Below are 17327 nucleotides of genomic sequence, written 5' to 3'. Positions count from 1 at the left end.
CTCAGCCTTTTAAAGTACTCCTCGGTCTAAAGGCAGAGGCTAATTTCCGCGAAGACGGAATAGAATGCTATCCCTTTCAATTCAAATGATTTATAATATCTAGAGGGTAGATGCGTTTTTGCTTGGAAAGACCGTAGGATGTCCGGGAGCCAAACCGTCAACGGAAGGAGTTGGGATGGATGGGACGCCCCTGGCGAAAGAAGTGGAACATTTCGGTGATGATCGCCTTGGCCTTGGTGCTCGCCGCTTGCGGTTCCGGCGGGCAGAGCGCCGACGGCGGCGGGGACAACAAGCAGGTGGAGATTTTCAGCTGGTGGACCGGCGCGGGTGAGGAGGCGGGACTCCATGCCCTGATCGACCTGTTCAAGGAAAAGAATCCCGACATTGAAGTGATCAACGCCGCCGTGGCCGGAGGAGCGGGCACCAACGCCAAGGCGACGCTGGCCACCCGCATGCAGGGGAATGATCCGCCGGATACCTTCCAGGTGCACGGAGGGGCCGAGCTGAACGAAGGATGGGTGGCGGCCGGGAAAATGGAACCCCTGAACGACCTGTACGAAGAAGAGGGGTGGATGGATAAGTTTCCGAAGGAGCTCATCGAGCTGGTCAGCAAGGACGGCAACATCTATTCCGTTCCCGTCAACATCCACCGGGGCAATGTTTTGTGGTACAACAAGGAGATTTTTGATGAAAACGGGTTAAAGCCGCCCAAGACCTTCGACGAGTTCTTCGATGCGGCCGAGAAGCTGAAGAAGAAGGGGATCACCCCCCTGGCGCTGGGGGACAAGGAACCCTGGACGGCCACCCACTTGTTTGAGTCGGTTCTCCTCGGGACTCTGGGACCGGAGGATTACAACAAGCTCTGGAGCGGGGAGCTGGCCTTTGACGATCCCAAGGTGAAGAAGGCCCTCGAAACCTTCAAGCGGATGCTCCAGTACACCAACAGCGATCACGCCGCCCGCAACTGGCAGGATGCCGCCCAGATGGTGGCCAAGGGCGAAGCGGCGATGAACGTGATGGGGGATTGGGTGAAGGGATACTTCACCACCGATCTGAAGTTGAAACCGAACAAGGATTTCGGCTGGGTTCCGACGCCGGAGACCGAGGGCACCTTCATGGTGATCACCGACACCTTCGGCCTGCCCAAGGGGGTCAAAAACCCCGAAGCGACCAAGGCCTTCCTCAAGGTGCTGGGCTCCGTCGAGGGGCAGGACGTGTTCAATCCGCTGAAGGGATCGATCCCCGCCCGGGTGGATGCGGATGTGAACAAATACGACGAGTACGGCAAACAGACCATCGAAGACTTTAAGAATAATCGTCTGACACCCAGCTTGGCCCACGGTTCCGCGGCTTCGGAAGGATTCTTGACGGAGGCGAACAAGATCATCAACACCTTCGTCTCCCAGGGGAATGTGGACCAGGCCGCAGATGCCTTGAAACAGGCGGCATCTTCCAGCGGAATCGGCAACTGAGGAAGGGGGCTTGTTTCACGTCTCAGGCGGTGTGTCCGTTCGCCTAAGTTTGCAGCCGGGGCGGTGTTGTGACGCGGAATGGCGTTGCGACGCGCCCCTTTCAACAATTTGATCCAATTCAACGGAGAAGGAGCGAAGGAATGAGGCGAAAGGAACAGTGGATGTCGTTTTTGCTGGTGCTTCCCTCCTTTTTGGCGATCGCCGTCTTCGTCTACGGGTTTATCGGGTGGACGGGAGCCGTCTCCTTTACGGGATGGAACACTCTTGTGCCCGACTGGTCCTGGGCGGGACTGAAAAACTACCTGTACCTGTTTAGTGATCTCCGCTTTCAGGCGGATCTGCGCAATACGCTCGTGTTTACGGTGCTCTTCATCATCCTGTCGGCGGGTTTGGGTCTTCTCCTGGCCGTTTTCATCGACCGTCGAATCCGCGGCGAGTCCTTGTTCCGCAATATCTTCATCTTTCCCATGGCCTTGTCCTTCATCGTGACGGGTGTGGTATGGCAGTGGATCTTCAACCCTTCCACGGGGGTCAACCTGCTGTTGAAGGAGTGGGGATTGGAGAAGCTTCCCCAGTGGTACGTGGATACCCAGGTGATTCCCGGCGTCGAGTGGGGCCAAATTTCCTTCGGAATTCCCCTGGCGCTGATCGCCGTCGTGATCGCCGCCGTCTGGCAGCTGTCCGGTTTTGCGATGGCCATGTACCTGGCGGGCCTGCGGGCGATTCCCGAAGAGCTGAGGGAGGCGGCCCGGGTGGACGGGGCCAATGAATGGCAGGTGTTCCGCAAAGTGGTTCTGCCCCAGCTTCGGCCGATCACCTTGAGCGTCATCATCATTCTGGGACACATTTCCCTGAAGATTTTCGATCTGATTTATGCGATGACGGGACCCGGAGCGATGTTTGTGACGGATATGCCGGGGGTGTATATGTTTGAGACCACCTTCCGGGGGAACCACTACGCCCAGGGGGCGGCCATCGCGGTGATCATGCTGGTTCTGGTTTCCGCACTCATCGTACCCTATCTTTGGAGCAACCTGCGCAAGGGGGTGGAGTGATGCCCATCGTACGCCGACTTCCGCGATTCCTGCTCTATCTGATCCTGGTGGCCCTCTCCCTGTTTTATCTGACCCCCGTTTACGTCATGGTGGTCACCAGCTTCAAGGGAATGGAGGAGGCCACCCTCGACCGCATGTGGGAGCTGCCTTCTTCCTTCGATCTGGCGAGTTATGCGACCGCCTACGAGAAGCTGGCCCCCCACCTGCTCAACAGCCTGTATCTTACGATTCCGGCCACCCTTTTGACGGCCCTTCTGGGATCGCTGAACGGATATGTCCTGTCCAAATGGCGCTTTCCCGGCGCCAACACGTTGTTCACCCTGTTGTTGTTCGGCATGTTCATCCCTTACCAAAGCATCCTGATTCCGCTGATCCAGTTCATGCAGGGCATCGGCCTGTACAACTCGATCCCCGGGTTGATCCTGATTCATGTGGTGTACGGGATCCCGATCGCCACCTTGATTTTCCGCAATTTTTACGCGGGGATTCCGACGGAAATCCTGGAGGCTGCCAAAATTGACGGGTGCGGCATGATGGGCATTTACCGGCGGATCATCCTGCCCCTTTCCCTTTCCGGTTTTGTCGTGGTCGGCATTTGGGAGTTTACCCAGGTGTGGAACGAATTTCTGTTCGCCGTCACGATGACCACCTCCACCCAGCAGCCGGTCATGGTGGCTCTGCAAAATCTCTCGGGCAGCCAGATCGTGCAGTGGAACGTGCAGATGGCCGGCGCCCTGCTCGCCGCGCTTCCCACCCTGCTGGTGTACGTCTTTTTGGGAAGGTACTTCATCCGCGGTCTTCTGGCCGGTTCGCTGAAGGGATGAGGTGCCGTCACCCTTGAATCCCGAAGGGGTCCGGCTCGATGTTTCCGTTACGAAAAGTTGGTCCCGCTTCCTGTTGCCCTCTTGTTCACCGGTGACCGAGGATGTTTGATCCTCGTTCACCGGTGGAAATTTCATGACGAATCGGTTTTTTTCGGTTCAGGTTTTCTCTTTGAAGGAAGGTGAACATTTTACGAAAACCCTTGACCAGGGGGATTTTTGACCTTTCAAACTGCAGAAATTTCTGATATAATAAGTATGTGACAAACTGAACAAACTTTGCGTCCATGGGCTTGATTTGGACCGGGAGGGGGAGGAGTCTGGGTGATGCTGCATATTGTCGTCTGTGTCAAGCAGGTGCCCGACAGCCGTGAGATACGGATCCATCCCAAGACGAACACGCTCATCCGCCAGGGAGTGCCTGCCATCGCCAACTTCTACGACATGCACGGACTGGAGGAGGCCCTTCGCATCAAGGATCAGTACGGTGCCCGCATCACCGTGATCACCATGGGTCCGCCGCCCGCGGAAAAGACGTTGAAGGAGTGCATATCCCTCGGAGCGGACGAGGCGATTCTGGTCACGGACCGGAAGTTTGCCGGGGCGGATACGCTGGCCACTTCCTACGTGCTGGCCAAGGCGATCCAGAAGGCGGCAGATGAATTCGGTCCCGTCGACCTGGTGTTCTGCGGAAAGCAGACCCTTGACGGGGACACGGGGCAGGTCGGTCCGGGAATCGCCTGCCGGTTGGATCTCGAACAGCTCACCTACGTCGAGAAGGTGGTGAATCTGGATCCCGAGAAGCGGCGGATCACCGTCCATCGCCATCTGGAAGACGGCGTGGAAGTGGTGGAGACGAAAATGCCCGCGCTGATTACGGCGCTTCAGGAATTGAACAAGGTCCGCCGGGCAAGTTTGCCGGGGATGATCCGGGCGGCCCGCTATAAGCCCATCGTCTGGTCGGTGAAGGATTTTCCGGATATCGATATCAACAAAATCGGCCTCAAAGGGTCGCCGACCATCGTGGCCAAATCGTGGGTTCCCGAGCAAAAACCGGTTGACGGGGAAATCCTGGAGAAGGCGTCTCCGGAAGAGACCGCCAAACAGCTGGTCGACAAGCTGTGGGAAACCGAACTGCCGGAGAAGCTCGGTTGGGTTGCTGAGAGGGAGGAGGTCGCCCAATGACGGAAGAGCGCAAACAGAACACCGAACCCGACTGGTCCGAGTACCGGGGCGTGCTGGTGGTCGTTGAACAGCGGAACGGGAAAGCCAAGCCGGTTTCCTGGCAGCTGTTGGGGATCGGGCGGAAGTTGGCGCAAAAGCTGGAAGTGGACACCCTCGCGCTGGTGATGGGTCACAACGTCGATCACCTCGCACAGGAAGCGGTTTATTACGGGGCGGACAAGGTGTACCTCGCCGACGATCCGGTGTTGAAGGATTATCGCACCTATCCCTACAGCCGGGTCTGCCTGGAGTTGATCCGGCAGATCAAGCCGGAGATTGTCCTGTTCGGAGCGACCTACACCGGGCGGGATTTGGCCGGGGCGATTGCGACACACCTTCCGACGGGACTGACCGCCGATTCCACGATGCTGGATGTGGAACCTCCGCCCAGCCGGCTGTTGCTCGCCAGCCGTCCGGCCTTCTCGGAAAAGATGGTGGCGACGATTCTGTGTAAAAGATACCGCCCGCAGATGGCGACGGCCCGGCCGGGGGTGTTCGACGCCCTGCCGAGGGATGCCTCCCGCCAGGGAGAGACTATCCCCTTCGCCTGTCCCGTGAAGGAGGAGGATGTGGCCGCCCGCGTGATCGACTTTATTCAGGATGAACAGAGGGTGAACTTGGAAGACGCCTCCGTGATCGTGGCCGGTGGACGCGGACTGGGCGGTCCCGAGGGATTCAAGGTGCTCAAGGAGCTGGCGGACGCCCTGGGAGGCGAGGTCGGGGCGAGCCGGGCCGTGGTGGAAGCGGGATGGATCAGCCACGACCATCAGGTGGGGCAGACGGGACACACCGTTCGGCCCAAGCTGTACATCGCCGTAGGGATATCCGGTGCCGTCCAACACGTGGTCGGGATGCAGAACTCCGATGTCATTGTGGCGATCAACAAGGATCCGGACGCTCCCATCTTCAAGGTGGCCCACTACGGGGTGGTGGGTGACTGGTCCGAAATCGTTCCGGCGATGATCGAGGAAGTGAAGAAGCGCAGGGGACTTGCAATGGTTGAACAGGCTTGAGGTGGCCGAGCGGTGAACATGCCGGGGGGCGGCGCGAAAGCGCTGTCATGCGGTTGACAGGTAGAAGCGCCCCCTCCGGCGCCCGACCAGGATATTCTCACCAGGCTTTGAAACGGGCAGGATTGCATGGACGGAAGACCACAGGGAACGGAGGAGGCGGAGAGGATGGCTCAGGAAAAATTTGACGCAATCGTGGTGGGGGCCGGCCCCGCCGGCAGCGCCGCCGCCTATACGATGGCCAAGGCGGGACTCTCGGTAGTGCTCTTGGAACGGGGCGAATTTCCGGGTGCCAAAAACCTGTTCGGCGGCGTATTGTATCGAAAACAGCTGGAGGACATCCTTCCGGACAAGTGGAAAAAAGCGCCGGTGGAACGGCGGATCGTCGAACAGCGGATCTGGCTGATGGGCGAGGAGTCGGCCGTCACCCTGAGTCACCGCAACGAGGCGTTCAAGGAGCCGGCCAACTGCTGGACGGCCCTGCGCGTCAAATTTGACCAGTGGTTCGCCGATCAGGCGGTGGAAGCCGGTGCCCTGCCGATTTATTCGACCGTGGCGACCGAGTTGATCACCGAAGGGGATCGAGTCATCGGCGTCCGCACGGACCGGGAAGCCGGGGACCTGTACGCCGACGCGGTGATCATCGCCGACGGGGTGAATTCGCTCTTGGGGAAATCCCTGGGCATCCACCGGGAGTGGAAGCCCGACGAGGTTTCGCTGGCGGTCAAAGAGGTGATCGCCCTTCCCCGGGAAAAGATCGAAGACCGGTTCAACCTGGAGAAAGACGAAGGGGTTACCATCGAATTTATGGGAAAAACCTCCCTCGGGATGGCCGGGTTGGGCTTTCTCTACACGAACAAGGATACCCTTTCCCTGGGCATCGGCGTCATGGTGAACCACCTCAAGAAGAAAAAGATAAAGCCCTACGAGATTTTGGACCAGGTCAAGAAACACCCGATGATCCGCCGCCTCATCGAGGGCGGGGAAGTGAAGGAATATTCCGGACACTTGATTCCCGAAGGAGGCTGGAATTCGGTCCCGCAGCTCAGCGGAAACGGTTGGTGCATCACGGGGGACGCCGCGCAACTGGTCAATTTCGTTCACCGGGAAGGCTCCAACCTGGCGATGACTTCGGGCAAATATGCCGCGGAAGCGGTGATCGAGGCGAAAAAACGCGGAGATTTCTCCCGGGAAACCCTCAGCCTGTACGACGAGAAGATTCACCAATCCTTCATCCGAAAAGACCTCGTCAAATACAAGGGAATGCACGAATTCTTGAAGGAGGAAGATCCCGACCTTCTCTTCAACCGCTTGCCGCAAGCGGCCAATCAGGCTTTCTATGAGCTGTTCCTCGTCGACGGGGTTCCCAAGGGCGAGAAACAGAAAAAGATGTTCCAATATCTGAAGGAGGCGGCTGGCGGAACCTGGGGGCTCGCGAAATTGGGGATTAAAGGATGGAGGGCGATGAACGGATGAGTGAAATGAAAATCGCCGATCGGCTGTTCACCATCCGCTACAAGGTGGATGAACAATCCCACCTGATCATCAAGGATCAGGAGGTGTGCCGGAGGTGCGAAACCAAGGAGTGCACCCATTTCTGCCCGGCGGATGTCTACGAATGGACCGGTGAAATGACCACGGTGGCCTTTGAAAACTGCATCGAGTGCGGCACTTGCCGGATCGGTTGCCCCGATTACAACATCCACTGGGTGTATCCGAAGGGCGGTTATGGCATCACGTACAAATACGGATGAGAGCGCTGCGGAGAGATCGTTTTTCCTTAAGATGAGGTGTGCCGCAGCGATGTTTGAGAAGCGGCTACCCCACTGCTTCACCCTGTCGGCAAGACAGGGTTGTTTTTATGGAATGGATGAGAGACGGCTCTTTCCGGTATAATGGGGTCAAGATGCGCCGAAACGGCGAGTGTGCCATCAGTGGGAGGGGAAATGGATGGATCTTCGGGATTATCGCAATTGTTTGGGAAGCTTCGCTACAGGCGTGACCGTGGTGACCTTCAACACCGATCAAGGCAAGCACGGGTTTACCGCCAATTCCTTCACTTCGGTGTCGCTCGATCCGCCCCTGGTCCTGGTTTCGGTGAACCGGAAAATCAAATCCTGCGCTTACATGCGCGATAACTCCTTTGCCGTCAACATCCTCCGCGGTAATCAGCAGGACCTCGCCCTTCATTTTGCGGGCAAGCCCCAGGAAGGTCTGGAGGTCCGATGGAAAGAGGGGGATTTCGCCCCCTACTTGGCCGATGCTCTCGCCACCATCCAATGCGTTCCCTGGAAGGCTTACGACGGCGGCGATCACGTGTTGTATCTCGGAGAAGTGAAGCACTACCAATATGATCAGGGGGATGCCCTGGGCTTTTTCCGGGGGAACTTCTTTCCCATATCTTCGGATTCCGGAAACTGAGTGCTTTCAAGAGAAGCCTTGCAGGCGGGCCTGATTCTGGATGCGAGGAGTGTTGCCCATGGCTTACTTCGCGGCCATTTTGCACATGGAGAAACCGGAGCTCAATCAGAAATTCCGACCTCAGCACTTGGCCTATCTGGAGTCCCTGAAGGAACAGGGGAAGATTTTTGCGATGGGTCCCTTCGCCGACGGGGCGGGAGGAATGGTGGTGTATATTGCCGACTCCCTGGAAGAGGCCAAAAACATGGCGGAAAAGGACCCGTATGTGGTCGAGGGGGTCCGCCGGCTGGAACTGCACGAATGGAATATGGTCCGGGGTTGAAAAAGAAAATCGCCGTCCCCGGTCCCTCGCGGGCCGGGTGACGGCTCAACCTGTTGGTACGGAAGGGGATTGTGGAAAGTAACCTTCCATGGTATATGGATATGCGCATGACCTGTTTCAAAATGCCGCATCGGCGGCGTTTTTTATTTTCCGTTCAGTCGGGACGGAGAAACGGGGCTTTCGCTTGCCATATAGCGGGAATCGATACCTTGTGTTTCGAAAACGAAACACAAGGTTTAATATATGAAACATTTTTCCCGCCGTTTTCAGGCTCCCGGCGGCGCGGGCCGTTTAATTATGGAGTATTCCCTACTTTGGCACAATATTTGCTAAATGCTATAGTCGGAAAACAGATGGGGAGGGGGAGAAACTTTTATGGATGCAAAACTGCCGCTTTCCGGATTGAAAGTGCTTGAGCTGGGTCAATTGATTGCCGGTCCGTTTACCACCCGAATTCTTGCCGAATTTGGAGCTGAAGTCGTCAAAGTGGAGCCGCCGGGCAAGGGCGATCCCCTTCGCCATTGGCGATACATGTATAAGGGGTTTTCTCTGTGGTGGAGAGTTCAGTCCCGGAACAAAAAATCGATCACCGTCAATCTGAAGGATCCTGACGGGCAGAAGGTGATTAAGGATCTGGTCAAGGAATGCGACATCCTCGTTGAAAATTTTCGTCCCGGGACCCTGGAAAAATGGAATTTGGGCTATGAGGAACTGTCGGCGATCAACCCTCGGCTGATTATGGTTCGCGTATCCGGATACGGACAGACCGGACCTTACCGCGACAAACCGGGGTTTGGAAGCGTGGGGGAAGCGATGGGTGGAATCCGACACCTGACGGGGTATCCGGATCGGCCACCCACCAGGGTGGGCATTTCCCTGGGGGATTCGTTGGCGGCCCTGTATGCCGTGATCGGCACCTTGATGGCGGTTTATTGCAGGGACGTCAAAAAGAGCGGGAAGGGTCAAGTGGTCGATGTGGCCTTGTACGAAGCGGTGTTCAGCCTGATGGAAAGCATGGTGCCCGAGTACGACAAATACCGGTATGTGCGGGAAAGGACCGGAAGCGTGTTGCCGGGGATCGCTCCGTCCAATACCTATGTGTGCAGGGACGGGAAATATATCGTGATCGGCGGAAACGGGGACAGCATTTTCAAGCGGCTGATGCGTGCGATCGGACGGCAGGACTTGGCTGATGATCCCCGTCTCGAGGATAATTCCGGGCGCGTCAAGCATATGGAAATGATCGATCGGGCGATCGAGGCTTGGACGCGCAATAAAACGTTGAAGGAAGCTTTGGAGTGGATGGATAAGCACCAGGTGCCGGCAGGCTCGATCTACAGCGTGGAGGATATGATGGGCGATCCCCACTTTCTGGAGCGTGGCATGATTGAAGAGTTTCCGCTGAATGGGGAGACCTTGAAGGTGCCCGGCATTGTTCCCAAACTGAGCGATACGCCGGGACAAACCCGATGGTTGGGTCCTGAATTGGGAGAACACACCGAAAGGGTGCTCAAGGAATGGGCCGGCTACGATGACGAGAAAATTGAGGAGCTGAAGCGAAAAGGGACCATTTCCACCCCGGCTGACCCGAAGCCTGCGCCCTCTTGAATCTTCGGATCAGAGAAATAGGGCATGCGAGGGATTCTCGCGGCGGCCGATGAGGTTCCTCTCGGGGAACCCGCTAGGAGTTTTTAAGGAGGGAAACCGAAATGGAACGGGTTTATATCCATGAGGTGATGCCCCGGGATGGCTTGCAAAACGAACCGTCCTTCGTTTCTACGGAGGACAAGATCCGGTTGATCGACCGTCTGAGCCGAACGGGCGTGTCCAAGATCGAGGTGACTTCCTTTGTTTCTCCCAAACGGGTGCCCAACCTGAGAGATGCGGAGGAGGTGATGAAGGGAATTCAGCGGGTTCCTGGGGTTTGCTACACCGCCTTGGTTCCCAATGTGAAAGGAGCCGAGCGGGCGTTGGACTGCGGGGTGGATGAAATCAATGTGGTGATCTCCATAAGCGAAACCCATAATCGCAAAAATGTGGGATGCAGCGTCGAAGAGTCCCTGGATCGACTCGGTAAGATCGTGGATTTGACGGGGGCGACGTCGGTGACCGTGAACTGCACCTTGGGAACCGCCTTCGGGTGTCCGTACGAAGGGGAAATCGCCGAAAGCCGTCTCCTCTCCATCGTCGCAAGGTGCGTGGAACAAGGCGTTGGGGGAATCAGTCTCGCCGATACGACCGGGATGGCCAACCCCCGCCAAGTTTACCGGGTCTGTCGGCGAGTCAAAGATGCGGTTCCCGATCTTCCGCTCACGCTCCATTTTCACAACACGCGCGGAATGGGTCTGGCGAATGTGCTGGAGGGATTGCGTGCAGGTGTGGTGCGCTACGATGCTTCTTTGGGGGGAATCGGCGGTTGCCCGTTTGCACCGGGGGCATCGGGGAATATTTGCACGGAAGATCTGGTACACATGCTCCAGAGCATGGGATACGAGGTCCCGGTGGATCTGGATGCTCTCATTCGGGCGGCCAGGGAGTTGCAGGAGATTTTGGACAGGGAACTTCCGGGTCAGGTCATCAAGGCGGGAAAGGCTACGGATCTCCATCCTGCATAGCTTTCAGGGGACGTTGTCCCGCATGAAAAGATCGGAGGGAGGCTGTATGAAAGAACCGATTCGCAACGGGAAACTGTGGTTGGTTTTCGGGATTCTCTTTTTTCTGAGCGTTCCCTGGTATTTGCCGGTCGGGTCCTTTGAACCCGTCATTCTCGGCTTTCCCTACTGGGTGATCATCGTTCTGCTGGGTTCGGCGGCGATATCGCTGTTTCTTACGTATGTGTTGAAATACGAGTGGGATATGGAAGGTGATGGGGAAAAGGAGGAGAGGTTGTAGATGGAGCTGGCCTTTGCAGGTTGGTCAGGGGTTTTCATCATGGTGGTGTACGGGCTGATCATGCTGGGAATCGGGGTTTATGTCTACCTGAGAAACAAGGGTTTGCATCAAAGCATGGATGAGTATTTTCTGGGAGGACGCCAGTTGGGGGTCATGGTCCTCTTTTTCACCCTGTACGCCACCCAGTACAGCGGCAACACGATCGTCGGATATGCTCCCAACGCGTATCGGCTGGGATTTGAATGGGTGCAATCGATTCCGTTTATGATTTTGGTCATCGCGGGGTATCTGCTGTTTGCCCCGAGGCTGTATGTGCTCTCAAAGCGGCACCGTTTCATCACGCCCTCCGATTGGTTGGAAGCGCGTTTTCAATCCAAGGCGGTCACCCTGGTGGGCACCTTATTGATGCTTTACGGTTTGGGCAATTACCTGCTGGAACAGCTGGTTGCGATCGGGCACGGGGTCGCCGGATTGACCGGAGGAACGATTCCCTATCAGGCGGCCGTTCTTTTCTTCATCATCGTCATGTTGATATACGGATGGCTGGGAGGGATGCGCTCCGTCGCCTATACGGATGCGATGCAGGGAATTGCCCTTTTTGTGGGAATCGTTTTGATGCTGGTGGGAACGATGGTGTATTTCGGCGGACTGCCCGAAGCATCCGATTATATGGCGACTTATGCGCCGGAAAAACTGGGCGTGCCGACGGGTGAACGCAACCTGTCCTGGATCAGCATGTTGATTCTCGTCGGAATCGGTGCGGCGGTCTATCCCCATGCGGTGCAGCGCATTTTCAGTGCCAAGAGCGAAAAGACATTGAAAAAATCGCTCAGGAACATGGCTTGGATGCCGTTTATCACCACGGGGTTGGTGATGCTGGTCGGTTTGATCGGGGTTAAGGCCTTTCCGGGGCTTTCGGTGCAGGAATCGGAACAGCTGGTGGGGATGATCGCCAGTGCCATCGCCAATGAGAATCTGTTTTTTTACTGGGCCATGATATTGCTGTTCGGCGGAGTGGTCGCGGCGATTCTGTCGACCGCCGATTCCGTCCTGTTAAGTTTTTCGTCCATGGTGTCCCGGGATATCTATGAACGCCTGATCAACCCTGCCGCCTCCGAGAAGACCAAGATCATGGTGGGAAAAGTGGTTGGCGTGGTGATGGTGTTCATCCTGCTGATGATCGCCTGGTATCCTCCCGCGACCCTCTATGAGATTTTCATATTGAAGTTCGAAGTGCTGATTCAGGTGGCCCCGGCGTTTATTCTGGGCCTTTACTGGCACCGGCTGCACAAGCATGCGGTCCTTTTGGGCATGTTGGTCGGAGCGGGCATCGCCGGATACATGACCTTGGCCCATGTGGAGAATCCGCTCGGCATTCACAGCGGATTGTGGGGTCTGATGGTCAATCTGCTCATCTGCATCGGAGGCAGTTATCTGTTTTCTTCCAGCGTTCAGGAGCAGCAGCGCTCCCGGGAGATCCTCTCCATCGATGCCGCACCTGCCGGCAAACGGCTGGAGGGATAGTGTTCCAGAGGGGATTTCATCCGGGGGAAGCACGCATGTCGTCTCCCATGAATCAAACCGGTCGAGGCAGTCGGCCGGTTCTCTTCATACTTTTCTCCATGAGAAGGTGATCCCTTTTGTCAACCGATGAAAATCGGGAGTTCCCTTATGCGCGAAATTTCCGAGTGCTGATGCTGGTTTCCTTTTTGACGGTTTGGGGATACGGGGCGCAGCGGGCGGTCATGTCGGTGCAGATGGAGACGTCCGGAACGGACGTGCTGTGGATGGGGGTATTGCTTTCCCTGTTTGGCCTGCCCCGGGCGGCGATGAACATCGTCGGCGGCCATTTGACCGACCGGTTTTCCAAAAGAGGGAACATGCTTTTCTCAATCGCCCTGTTCGCGGTGGTCAGCATTCTTCTGATCGGGTTCAGCCGTTCCAGCGTGGCTATGGGAATTTGGCGCGTGCTTCTGGCGATCGGTGTCAGCTGGGCAACGACGGCGATGTTGGCTTATTTGGCAGACATCACTTTGCCGCAGAAGAGGGGAACGGCCTTCGGACTGCAAAAGATGTTTACATGGTTGGGCATCGCTCTATCCGGCTTTTTTGCCCCTATGATCCTGCTTCAAATCGGAATGAGAGGATTGATGGTGCTGATGGCCGTCATCGGGGGAATCGGCTTGGTTTTTGCCGCGCGGTTTCTCCATGACCTCCCGCCGGTGGAGACATCCAGACGGTCGGATCCCGGTGGAAGGCTTTCCGCGGGGCGCGGTTCGGACCCGGGGACGGGAAATGCCGTCGAAAAATGGGTGCTCGCCTACGACGGCATGCTGATCAAATGCGTGGAGGACGGCATCGTCACTTTTTTTATTCCGCTCTACATCCTTTGGCACGTCTCGGACATCGTTGCCATCGGCTCGATCATCTCCCTGTTTACCGTCACATATGTCGTCTTCCAGCCTCTGGGCGGGTGGCTGGCAGATCGCATTGGCAGTTGGAGGGTCACCTTGACCGGCATTTTTTTGTTGACCGTCGGAGCGTGCGTCATCCTGTTGTTCCCAGGCGTTGGGATGTTTTTCGTATTCTCCGCACTGGCGGGTTGCGGGAGCGGTTTGGCCGTCACCAGTGCGGAAATGCGGGCCAGCATGATCGGAAGCGCACACCAGAGGGGGAGAATCTTGGGGTATTGGCGCTTTTTCAGGGACCTGGGCTCTTTCTTCGGGCCCGTGCTGACGGGATGTTTTCTTGCTTTCGGACAGACGGGATGGATGTTGCTTTTTTTAATGGGAATGTGCATAGCGGCGCTATTGGCATCCCTTCCCTTTGCAGGAAGCGGGAGGATTTTTCCGCTTGCGGAGGAAACGCACAAAATTGAATAATAGGAATATGGATTCTTTTGTATACGGAGAGGAGTTGGATAATGGCTCATCCCGTATATTTTTTGAGTTATCCGTATTTGACCGACGTCGTGCGATCGGTGATCCGGGAGCGGGAATATCCCTTTTCAATCGGAATCAAGGAATTGAAAATTGGCGATCCCGTCACGGTGGTGGAACAGTTGGACCGGGATGAATCGGTGCAGGTGATCATCACGGTGAGGGGGCATGCCCGATTCGTGTCCGGGTTGAAGAGGACGGCGGCGATTCTTTTGGATGTGTCCGGGGATGATCTCCTTCACGCATTCAGACAAGTCAAGCCGGAGACGAAGGAGATCGTCATGATGCGATATGGACGCATTTTTGAGGAATATACCTCGTTCGACCACCTGTTTCCCTTTCGAATACATCACGATACCTATCGTGATGAGAGGGAGGCGGTGCAAAAAATCAAAGGATGGCTTGAGAAGGGAATCCGAACCTTCGTCGGTACCAGTGCGGTTTGTAATGAAGCGCGGCGGCTGGGGGCTCAAGCCATCTTTTTGTATTCGAAAAAGTCCATCGCCAAGGCCTTTGAACGGGCGGCCGGCATCATCCAGTTGGCGAGAAAGGATCGGGAAAAGCTGGAGCGGATCAACGCGATCATCCAAAATGCCAGCAATGCGATCCTGGCCGTCGATCCCCAAGGGCGCGTGGAAAGGTTGAACCGGCATGCTCTGAGGTTGCTCGGGAAAACGGAACGTGAACTTTGCGGTCAACCCATCCGTTCTTTTCTGCCCGACTTGGCCTGGGAGCACCTGTTAAGCGAGGGAGAATCGGTGGAAAACGCTTTGACCCAAGTCGACGGAACCCATCTGATCCTGAACATGGTTCCGATTCGGGTGGATGGACAAAACCTGGGAGGTGTCATTACGTTTCAAGAAACCTCCAAAGTGAGCGATGCGGAGACAAAAATCCGCCGGGAACTGCATCGCAAGGGACTGGTGGCCAAATACCGGTTTTCGGATATCATTCACCGGTCCAAGGTGATGAAACACTGGTTGCGAAGGGCCCAGATCTACGCCGAGGCGGACGCCACGGTGCTGATTCAGGGAGAGACGGGTACCGGCAAGGAATTGATCGCCCAAAGCATTCACAATCACAGCGACAGAAGGAATCAGCCCTTTGTCGCCGTCAATTGCAGCGCTTTGCCGGAGTCCCTGCTGGAGAGCGAATTGTTCGGTTATGAGGATGGGGCCTTTACCGGGGCCAAAAAGGGCGGGAAGCGGGGGCTGTTTGAGCTGGCCCATCGCGGGACGCTGTTTTTGGACGAGATCGGGGAACTCTCTCCCAACCTGCAGGCCCGATTGCTTCGGGCGCTGCAGGAGAGGGAGATCATGCGAATCGGAGGGGATTCGATCATTCCTGTCGATGTTCGCATTATCGCGGCCACCAACAAGGATTTGCGCGGGTTGGTCGAAGAGGGGTTTTTTCGCGAGGATTTGTATTACCGGCTCAACATGCTGTTTCTTCACCTTCCTCCATTGCGGGAGCGGAGGGAAGATATTCCCCTGATCACAGAGTCCTTGTTGAAGCGGCAGGGAATCGCAACGTCCGAGAGCAGGAAGATCGCCCGTGAATTGACCCGTTTTCTTTCCGGATATTCCTGGAAAGGGAATGTTCGGGAGTTGGAAAACGTTGTCCACCGGATCGCCGTCCTTTATCAACACGCAGGGGAGAACTTCCCGCATTTGTTCCGGGAGTTGCTTGAGGAGTTGGTTGAGAGCGATTCGGGCGGGTTTGGACCGAGTAAGGCTTCGTCCCGTTTGTCGGATGAGCTGAAAAAGGCGGAACGGGCCAACATCATGAGGGCGCTGCGGGAAGCCGGCGGGAACAAGGCGATGGCGGCGAGGAAACTGGGGGTCAGTCGAACCACCCTGTGGCGGAAGCTGAGGAGCTTTGAAGAGGACGGATAGAAGAAGGGGACAGGCATGCCTTTCAAGGTGGATTCTGTCGAAAAGGTAATTCTTTTGCCTTATTTTGTAAATGACGAAGGAATTGGCGAAGGGATGGTGTAAAGAAAACAATAATCCAAATTGGGATACAGACAGGAAAGGAGCGGGGTCTGTTGGCTTCCTCTCCGGAAAAGGATCCAATCGGCGTGTCCGACCGGGTGGAGATGCTTTATACCCTGGAGGAAGTGGCCAAGGCGAGGAAGGTGAGTATCGACGACCTGAAGCGCCGCATTTTTGAGGGAACGATTCAGGGTGTGCAAAAGGGGGATCAGTGGTTGATTCCCCATGAGGAAATGGAGAAGTTGGGAGATGAACCGACGGAGGACCCGAATCCCGAACCTTTGCAGGATTGGGAAGTGAAGGGATCGACGTCGTTGACCGTCCTTTCGGCGGATCAAGAGGAAGAAAAAGAGGAGCCGTGGAGGAATCGGGCGAAGGAGCTCTTTTCCGATTGGTTAAACGGCCTCAAAAACGCGAAGTGGAACGAGAAACTGGACGAGAAGGCGAAGGAGTGGATCGGGCGATTCTTTCAGATCGTGGAGCGCCTCAGAAAAAAAGAGGTGGAGGAAGAGGGCGCCCGGCAGAAGGTGAGCCTCAAACTGGGATTGATGACGGGCCGCAAGGAAATGAACTGCGATTTTTGCCAAGTGACGGATCATTTTTATCCCGGCGCCCTGTTTGCCGACGTCTACGTGGATGGGGAACTGATGTGGGTGATGTGTCCCAATTGCCTGTGGTACTGCCGGGAACAGTCGAACGGTTCCCTGGAAAAGAACGTTCGGGCCCGGTTCAATCAGCTGGCCCACCGGCTGGAGCAGGAAGCGCGCCGCGCCCGTCGCCTGGCTTCCACGGAGGATTTCCGCGTGCCCGGCCGCCACGAATGGGAGGCCTGGGAAACGGCGTCCTACGCCCTCAAGGAAGCGGCATCGACCTACGATGCCGAAGCCTTTGATGGGGGGTTTGAGGAGGCCGCGGAAAAGGATCGATGAAAAACCGGTGCGGGAGGCGTAAGCGGAGGCGGAAAAACGCTCTCTCCCGGACCTGCAGATATCCCCCGCCACCCTTTAGGTGGCGTGAGACTGCTGACAAAGGTAGCAGGTCAGCAGTCTTTTTTTGTCGAAATCAGAAGATAACACAAAAAGGATAAGGACGGGATGGTATGTTTCAAACCCACTCCCATCGGCAAGGCAGTATTGAATTGGTCAATATCGAAGATTTGGTACCGCAGGATCACCTG

16 protein-coding genes are annotated in these 17327 nt (G+C 56.4%); all 16 read left to right on the top strand.

Features of this window, described 5'->3' with window-relative positions; all coding sequences use genetic code 11:
• The first annotated feature begins 179 nt into the window (after positions 1-179).
• The 16 genes from CLV97_RS05940 to CLV97_RS05865 all read left to right on the top strand — a co-directional run bounded on the left by CLV97_RS05940 (position 180) and on the right by CLV97_RS05865 (position 17079).
• On the top strand, positions 180-1472 hold the full coding sequence (locus tag CLV97_RS05940; RefSeq protein WP_106344614.1) for an ABC transporter substrate-binding protein: 1293 nt from the start codon (positions 180-182) through the stop codon (positions 1470-1472).
• Positions 1473-1612: 140 nt separating this feature from the next.
• On the top strand, positions 1613-2527 hold the full coding sequence (locus CLV97_RS05935) for a carbohydrate ABC transporter permease (RefSeq protein ID WP_106344613.1): 915 nt from the start codon (positions 1613-1615) through the stop codon (positions 2525-2527).
• Positions 2527-3351, top strand: coding sequence for a carbohydrate ABC transporter permease (locus tag CLV97_RS05930; RefSeq protein ID WP_106344612.1), 825 nt, complete (start codon positions 2527-2529; stop codon positions 3349-3351). Before CLV97_RS05935 ends, CLV97_RS05930 begins: the two co-directional genes overlap by 1 nt.
• Before the next feature lie 324 nt (positions 3352-3675).
• Positions 3676-4533 (top strand): electron transfer flavoprotein subunit beta/FixA family protein, encoded by an 858-nt coding sequence (locus CLV97_RS05925; RefSeq protein WP_211295692.1) that lies wholly within the window; start codon positions 3676-3678, stop codon positions 4531-4533.
• Positions 4530-5585, top strand: a complete 1056-nt coding sequence (locus CLV97_RS05920) for an electron transfer flavoprotein subunit alpha/FixB family protein (protein ID WP_106344611.1) — start codon at positions 4530-4532, stop codon at positions 5583-5585. Before CLV97_RS05925 ends, CLV97_RS05920 begins: the two co-directional genes overlap by 4 nt.
• A gap of 165 nt (positions 5586-5750) precedes the next feature.
• On the top strand, positions 5751-7058 hold the full coding sequence (locus CLV97_RS05915; RefSeq protein ID WP_106344610.1) for an FAD-dependent oxidoreductase: 1308 nt from the start codon (positions 5751-5753) through the stop codon (positions 7056-7058).
• Positions 7055-7336, top strand: coding sequence for a ferredoxin family protein (locus CLV97_RS05910; RefSeq protein WP_211295691.1), 282 nt, complete (start codon positions 7055-7057; stop codon positions 7334-7336). The genes CLV97_RS05915 and CLV97_RS05910 overlap by 4 nt, the downstream gene beginning before the upstream one ends.
• A gap of 196 nt (positions 7337-7532) precedes the next feature.
• Complete coding sequence (locus CLV97_RS05905; protein WP_106344609.1) at positions 7533-8003, top strand: flavin reductase family protein; 471 nt, start codon at positions 7533-7535, stop codon at positions 8001-8003.
• Positions 8004-8061: 58 nt separating this feature from the next.
• Positions 8062-8325, top strand: a complete 264-nt coding sequence (locus tag CLV97_RS05900) for a YciI family protein (RefSeq protein WP_106344608.1) — start codon at positions 8062-8064, stop codon at positions 8323-8325.
• A gap of 375 nt (positions 8326-8700) precedes the next feature.
• Positions 8701-9933 carry a CaiB/BaiF CoA transferase family protein gene (locus CLV97_RS05895; RefSeq protein ID WP_106344607.1) on the top strand — a complete coding sequence of 411 codons (1233 nt, stop codon included), beginning with the start codon at positions 8701-8703 and terminating at the stop codon, positions 9931-9933.
• A 101-nt stretch (positions 9934-10034) separates the two neighbouring features.
• Entirely contained in the window at positions 10035-10940 is a 906-nt protein-coding gene (locus CLV97_RS05890; protein ID WP_106344606.1) for a hydroxymethylglutaryl-CoA lyase, read from the top strand.
• A 46-nt stretch (positions 10941-10986) separates the two neighbouring features.
• A complete protein-coding gene (locus tag CLV97_RS05885; RefSeq protein ID WP_106344605.1) occupies positions 10987-11217 on the top strand; it encodes a hypothetical protein in 231 nt (76 codons plus the stop codon).
• Complete coding sequence (locus tag CLV97_RS05880) at positions 11218-12741, top strand: sodium:solute symporter family protein (RefSeq protein WP_106344604.1); 1524 nt, start codon at positions 11218-11220, stop codon at positions 12739-12741. It abuts the gene before it with no gap.
• 116 nt (positions 12742-12857) lie between these two features.
• Complete coding sequence (locus tag CLV97_RS05875) at positions 12858-14099, top strand: MFS transporter (protein WP_106344603.1); 1242 nt, start codon at positions 12858-12860, stop codon at positions 14097-14099.
• A gap of 41 nt (positions 14100-14140) precedes the next feature.
• Complete coding sequence (locus tag CLV97_RS05870) at positions 14141-16051, top strand: sigma 54-interacting transcriptional regulator (protein WP_106344602.1); 1911 nt, start codon at positions 14141-14143, stop codon at positions 16049-16051.
• 152 nt (positions 16052-16203) lie between these two features.
• Entirely contained in the window at positions 16204-17079 is an 876-nt protein-coding gene (locus CLV97_RS05865; RefSeq protein ID WP_106344601.1) for a helix-turn-helix domain-containing protein, read from the top strand.
• Positions 17080-17327 lie beyond the last annotated feature (248 nt).

This window comes from Planifilum fimeticola (genome assembly GCF_003001905.1).
Lineage (GTDB): Bacteria > Bacillota > Bacilli > Thermoactinomycetales > DSM-44946 > Planifilum > Planifilum fimeticola.
The sequence above is the reverse complement of the archived record's forward strand: the minus strand, read 5'-3'. Positions and strand labels throughout refer to the sequence as shown.

Bases quoted from the DNA above. Each gene is read 5' to 3' on its own strand.
- CLV97_RS05890 (WP_106344606.1), top strand. From the start codon at position 10,035: ATGGAACGGGTTTATATCCATGAGGTGATGCCCCGGGATGGCTTGCAA.
- CLV97_RS05895 (WP_106344607.1), top strand. From the start codon at position 8,701: ATGGATGCAAAACTGCCGCTTTCCGGATTGAAAGTGCTTGAGCTGGGT.
- CLV97_RS05940 (WP_106344614.1), top strand. From the start codon at position 180: ATGGGACGCCCCTGGCGAAAGAAGTGGAACATTTCGGTGATGATCGCC.
- CLV97_RS05905 (WP_106344609.1), top strand. From the start codon at position 7,533: ATGGATCTTCGGGATTATCGCAATTGTTTGGGAAGCTTCGCTACAGGC.
- CLV97_RS05915 (WP_106344610.1), top strand. From the start codon at position 5,751: ATGGCTCAGGAAAAATTTGACGCAATCGTGGTGGGGGCCGGCCCCGCC.
- CLV97_RS05925 (WP_211295692.1), top strand. From the start codon at position 3,676: ATGCTGCATATTGTCGTCTGTGTCAAGCAGGTGCCCGACAGCCGTGAG.
- CLV97_RS05900 (WP_106344608.1), top strand. From the start codon at position 8,062: ATGGCTTACTTCGCGGCCATTTTGCACATGGAGAAACCGGAGCTCAAT.
- CLV97_RS05930 (WP_106344612.1), top strand. From the start codon at position 2,527: ATGCCCATCGTACGCCGACTTCCGCGATTCCTGCTCTATCTGATCCTG.
- CLV97_RS05935 (WP_106344613.1), top strand. From the start codon at position 1,613: ATGAGGCGAAAGGAACAGTGGATGTCGTTTTTGCTGGTGCTTCCCTCC.
- CLV97_RS05880 (WP_106344604.1), top strand. From the start codon at position 11,218: ATGGAGCTGGCCTTTGCAGGTTGGTCAGGGGTTTTCATCATGGTGGTG.
- CLV97_RS05910 (WP_211295691.1), top strand. From the start codon at position 7,055: ATGAGTGAAATGAAAATCGCCGATCGGCTGTTCACCATCCGCTACAAG.
- CLV97_RS05870 (WP_106344602.1), top strand. From the start codon at position 14,141: ATGGCTCATCCCGTATATTTTTTGAGTTATCCGTATTTGACCGACGTC.
- CLV97_RS05885 (WP_106344605.1), top strand. From the start codon at position 10,987: ATGAAAGAACCGATTCGCAACGGGAAACTGTGGTTGGTTTTCGGGATT.
- CLV97_RS05920 (WP_106344611.1), top strand. From the start codon at position 4,530: ATGACGGAAGAGCGCAAACAGAACACCGAACCCGACTGGTCCGAGTAC.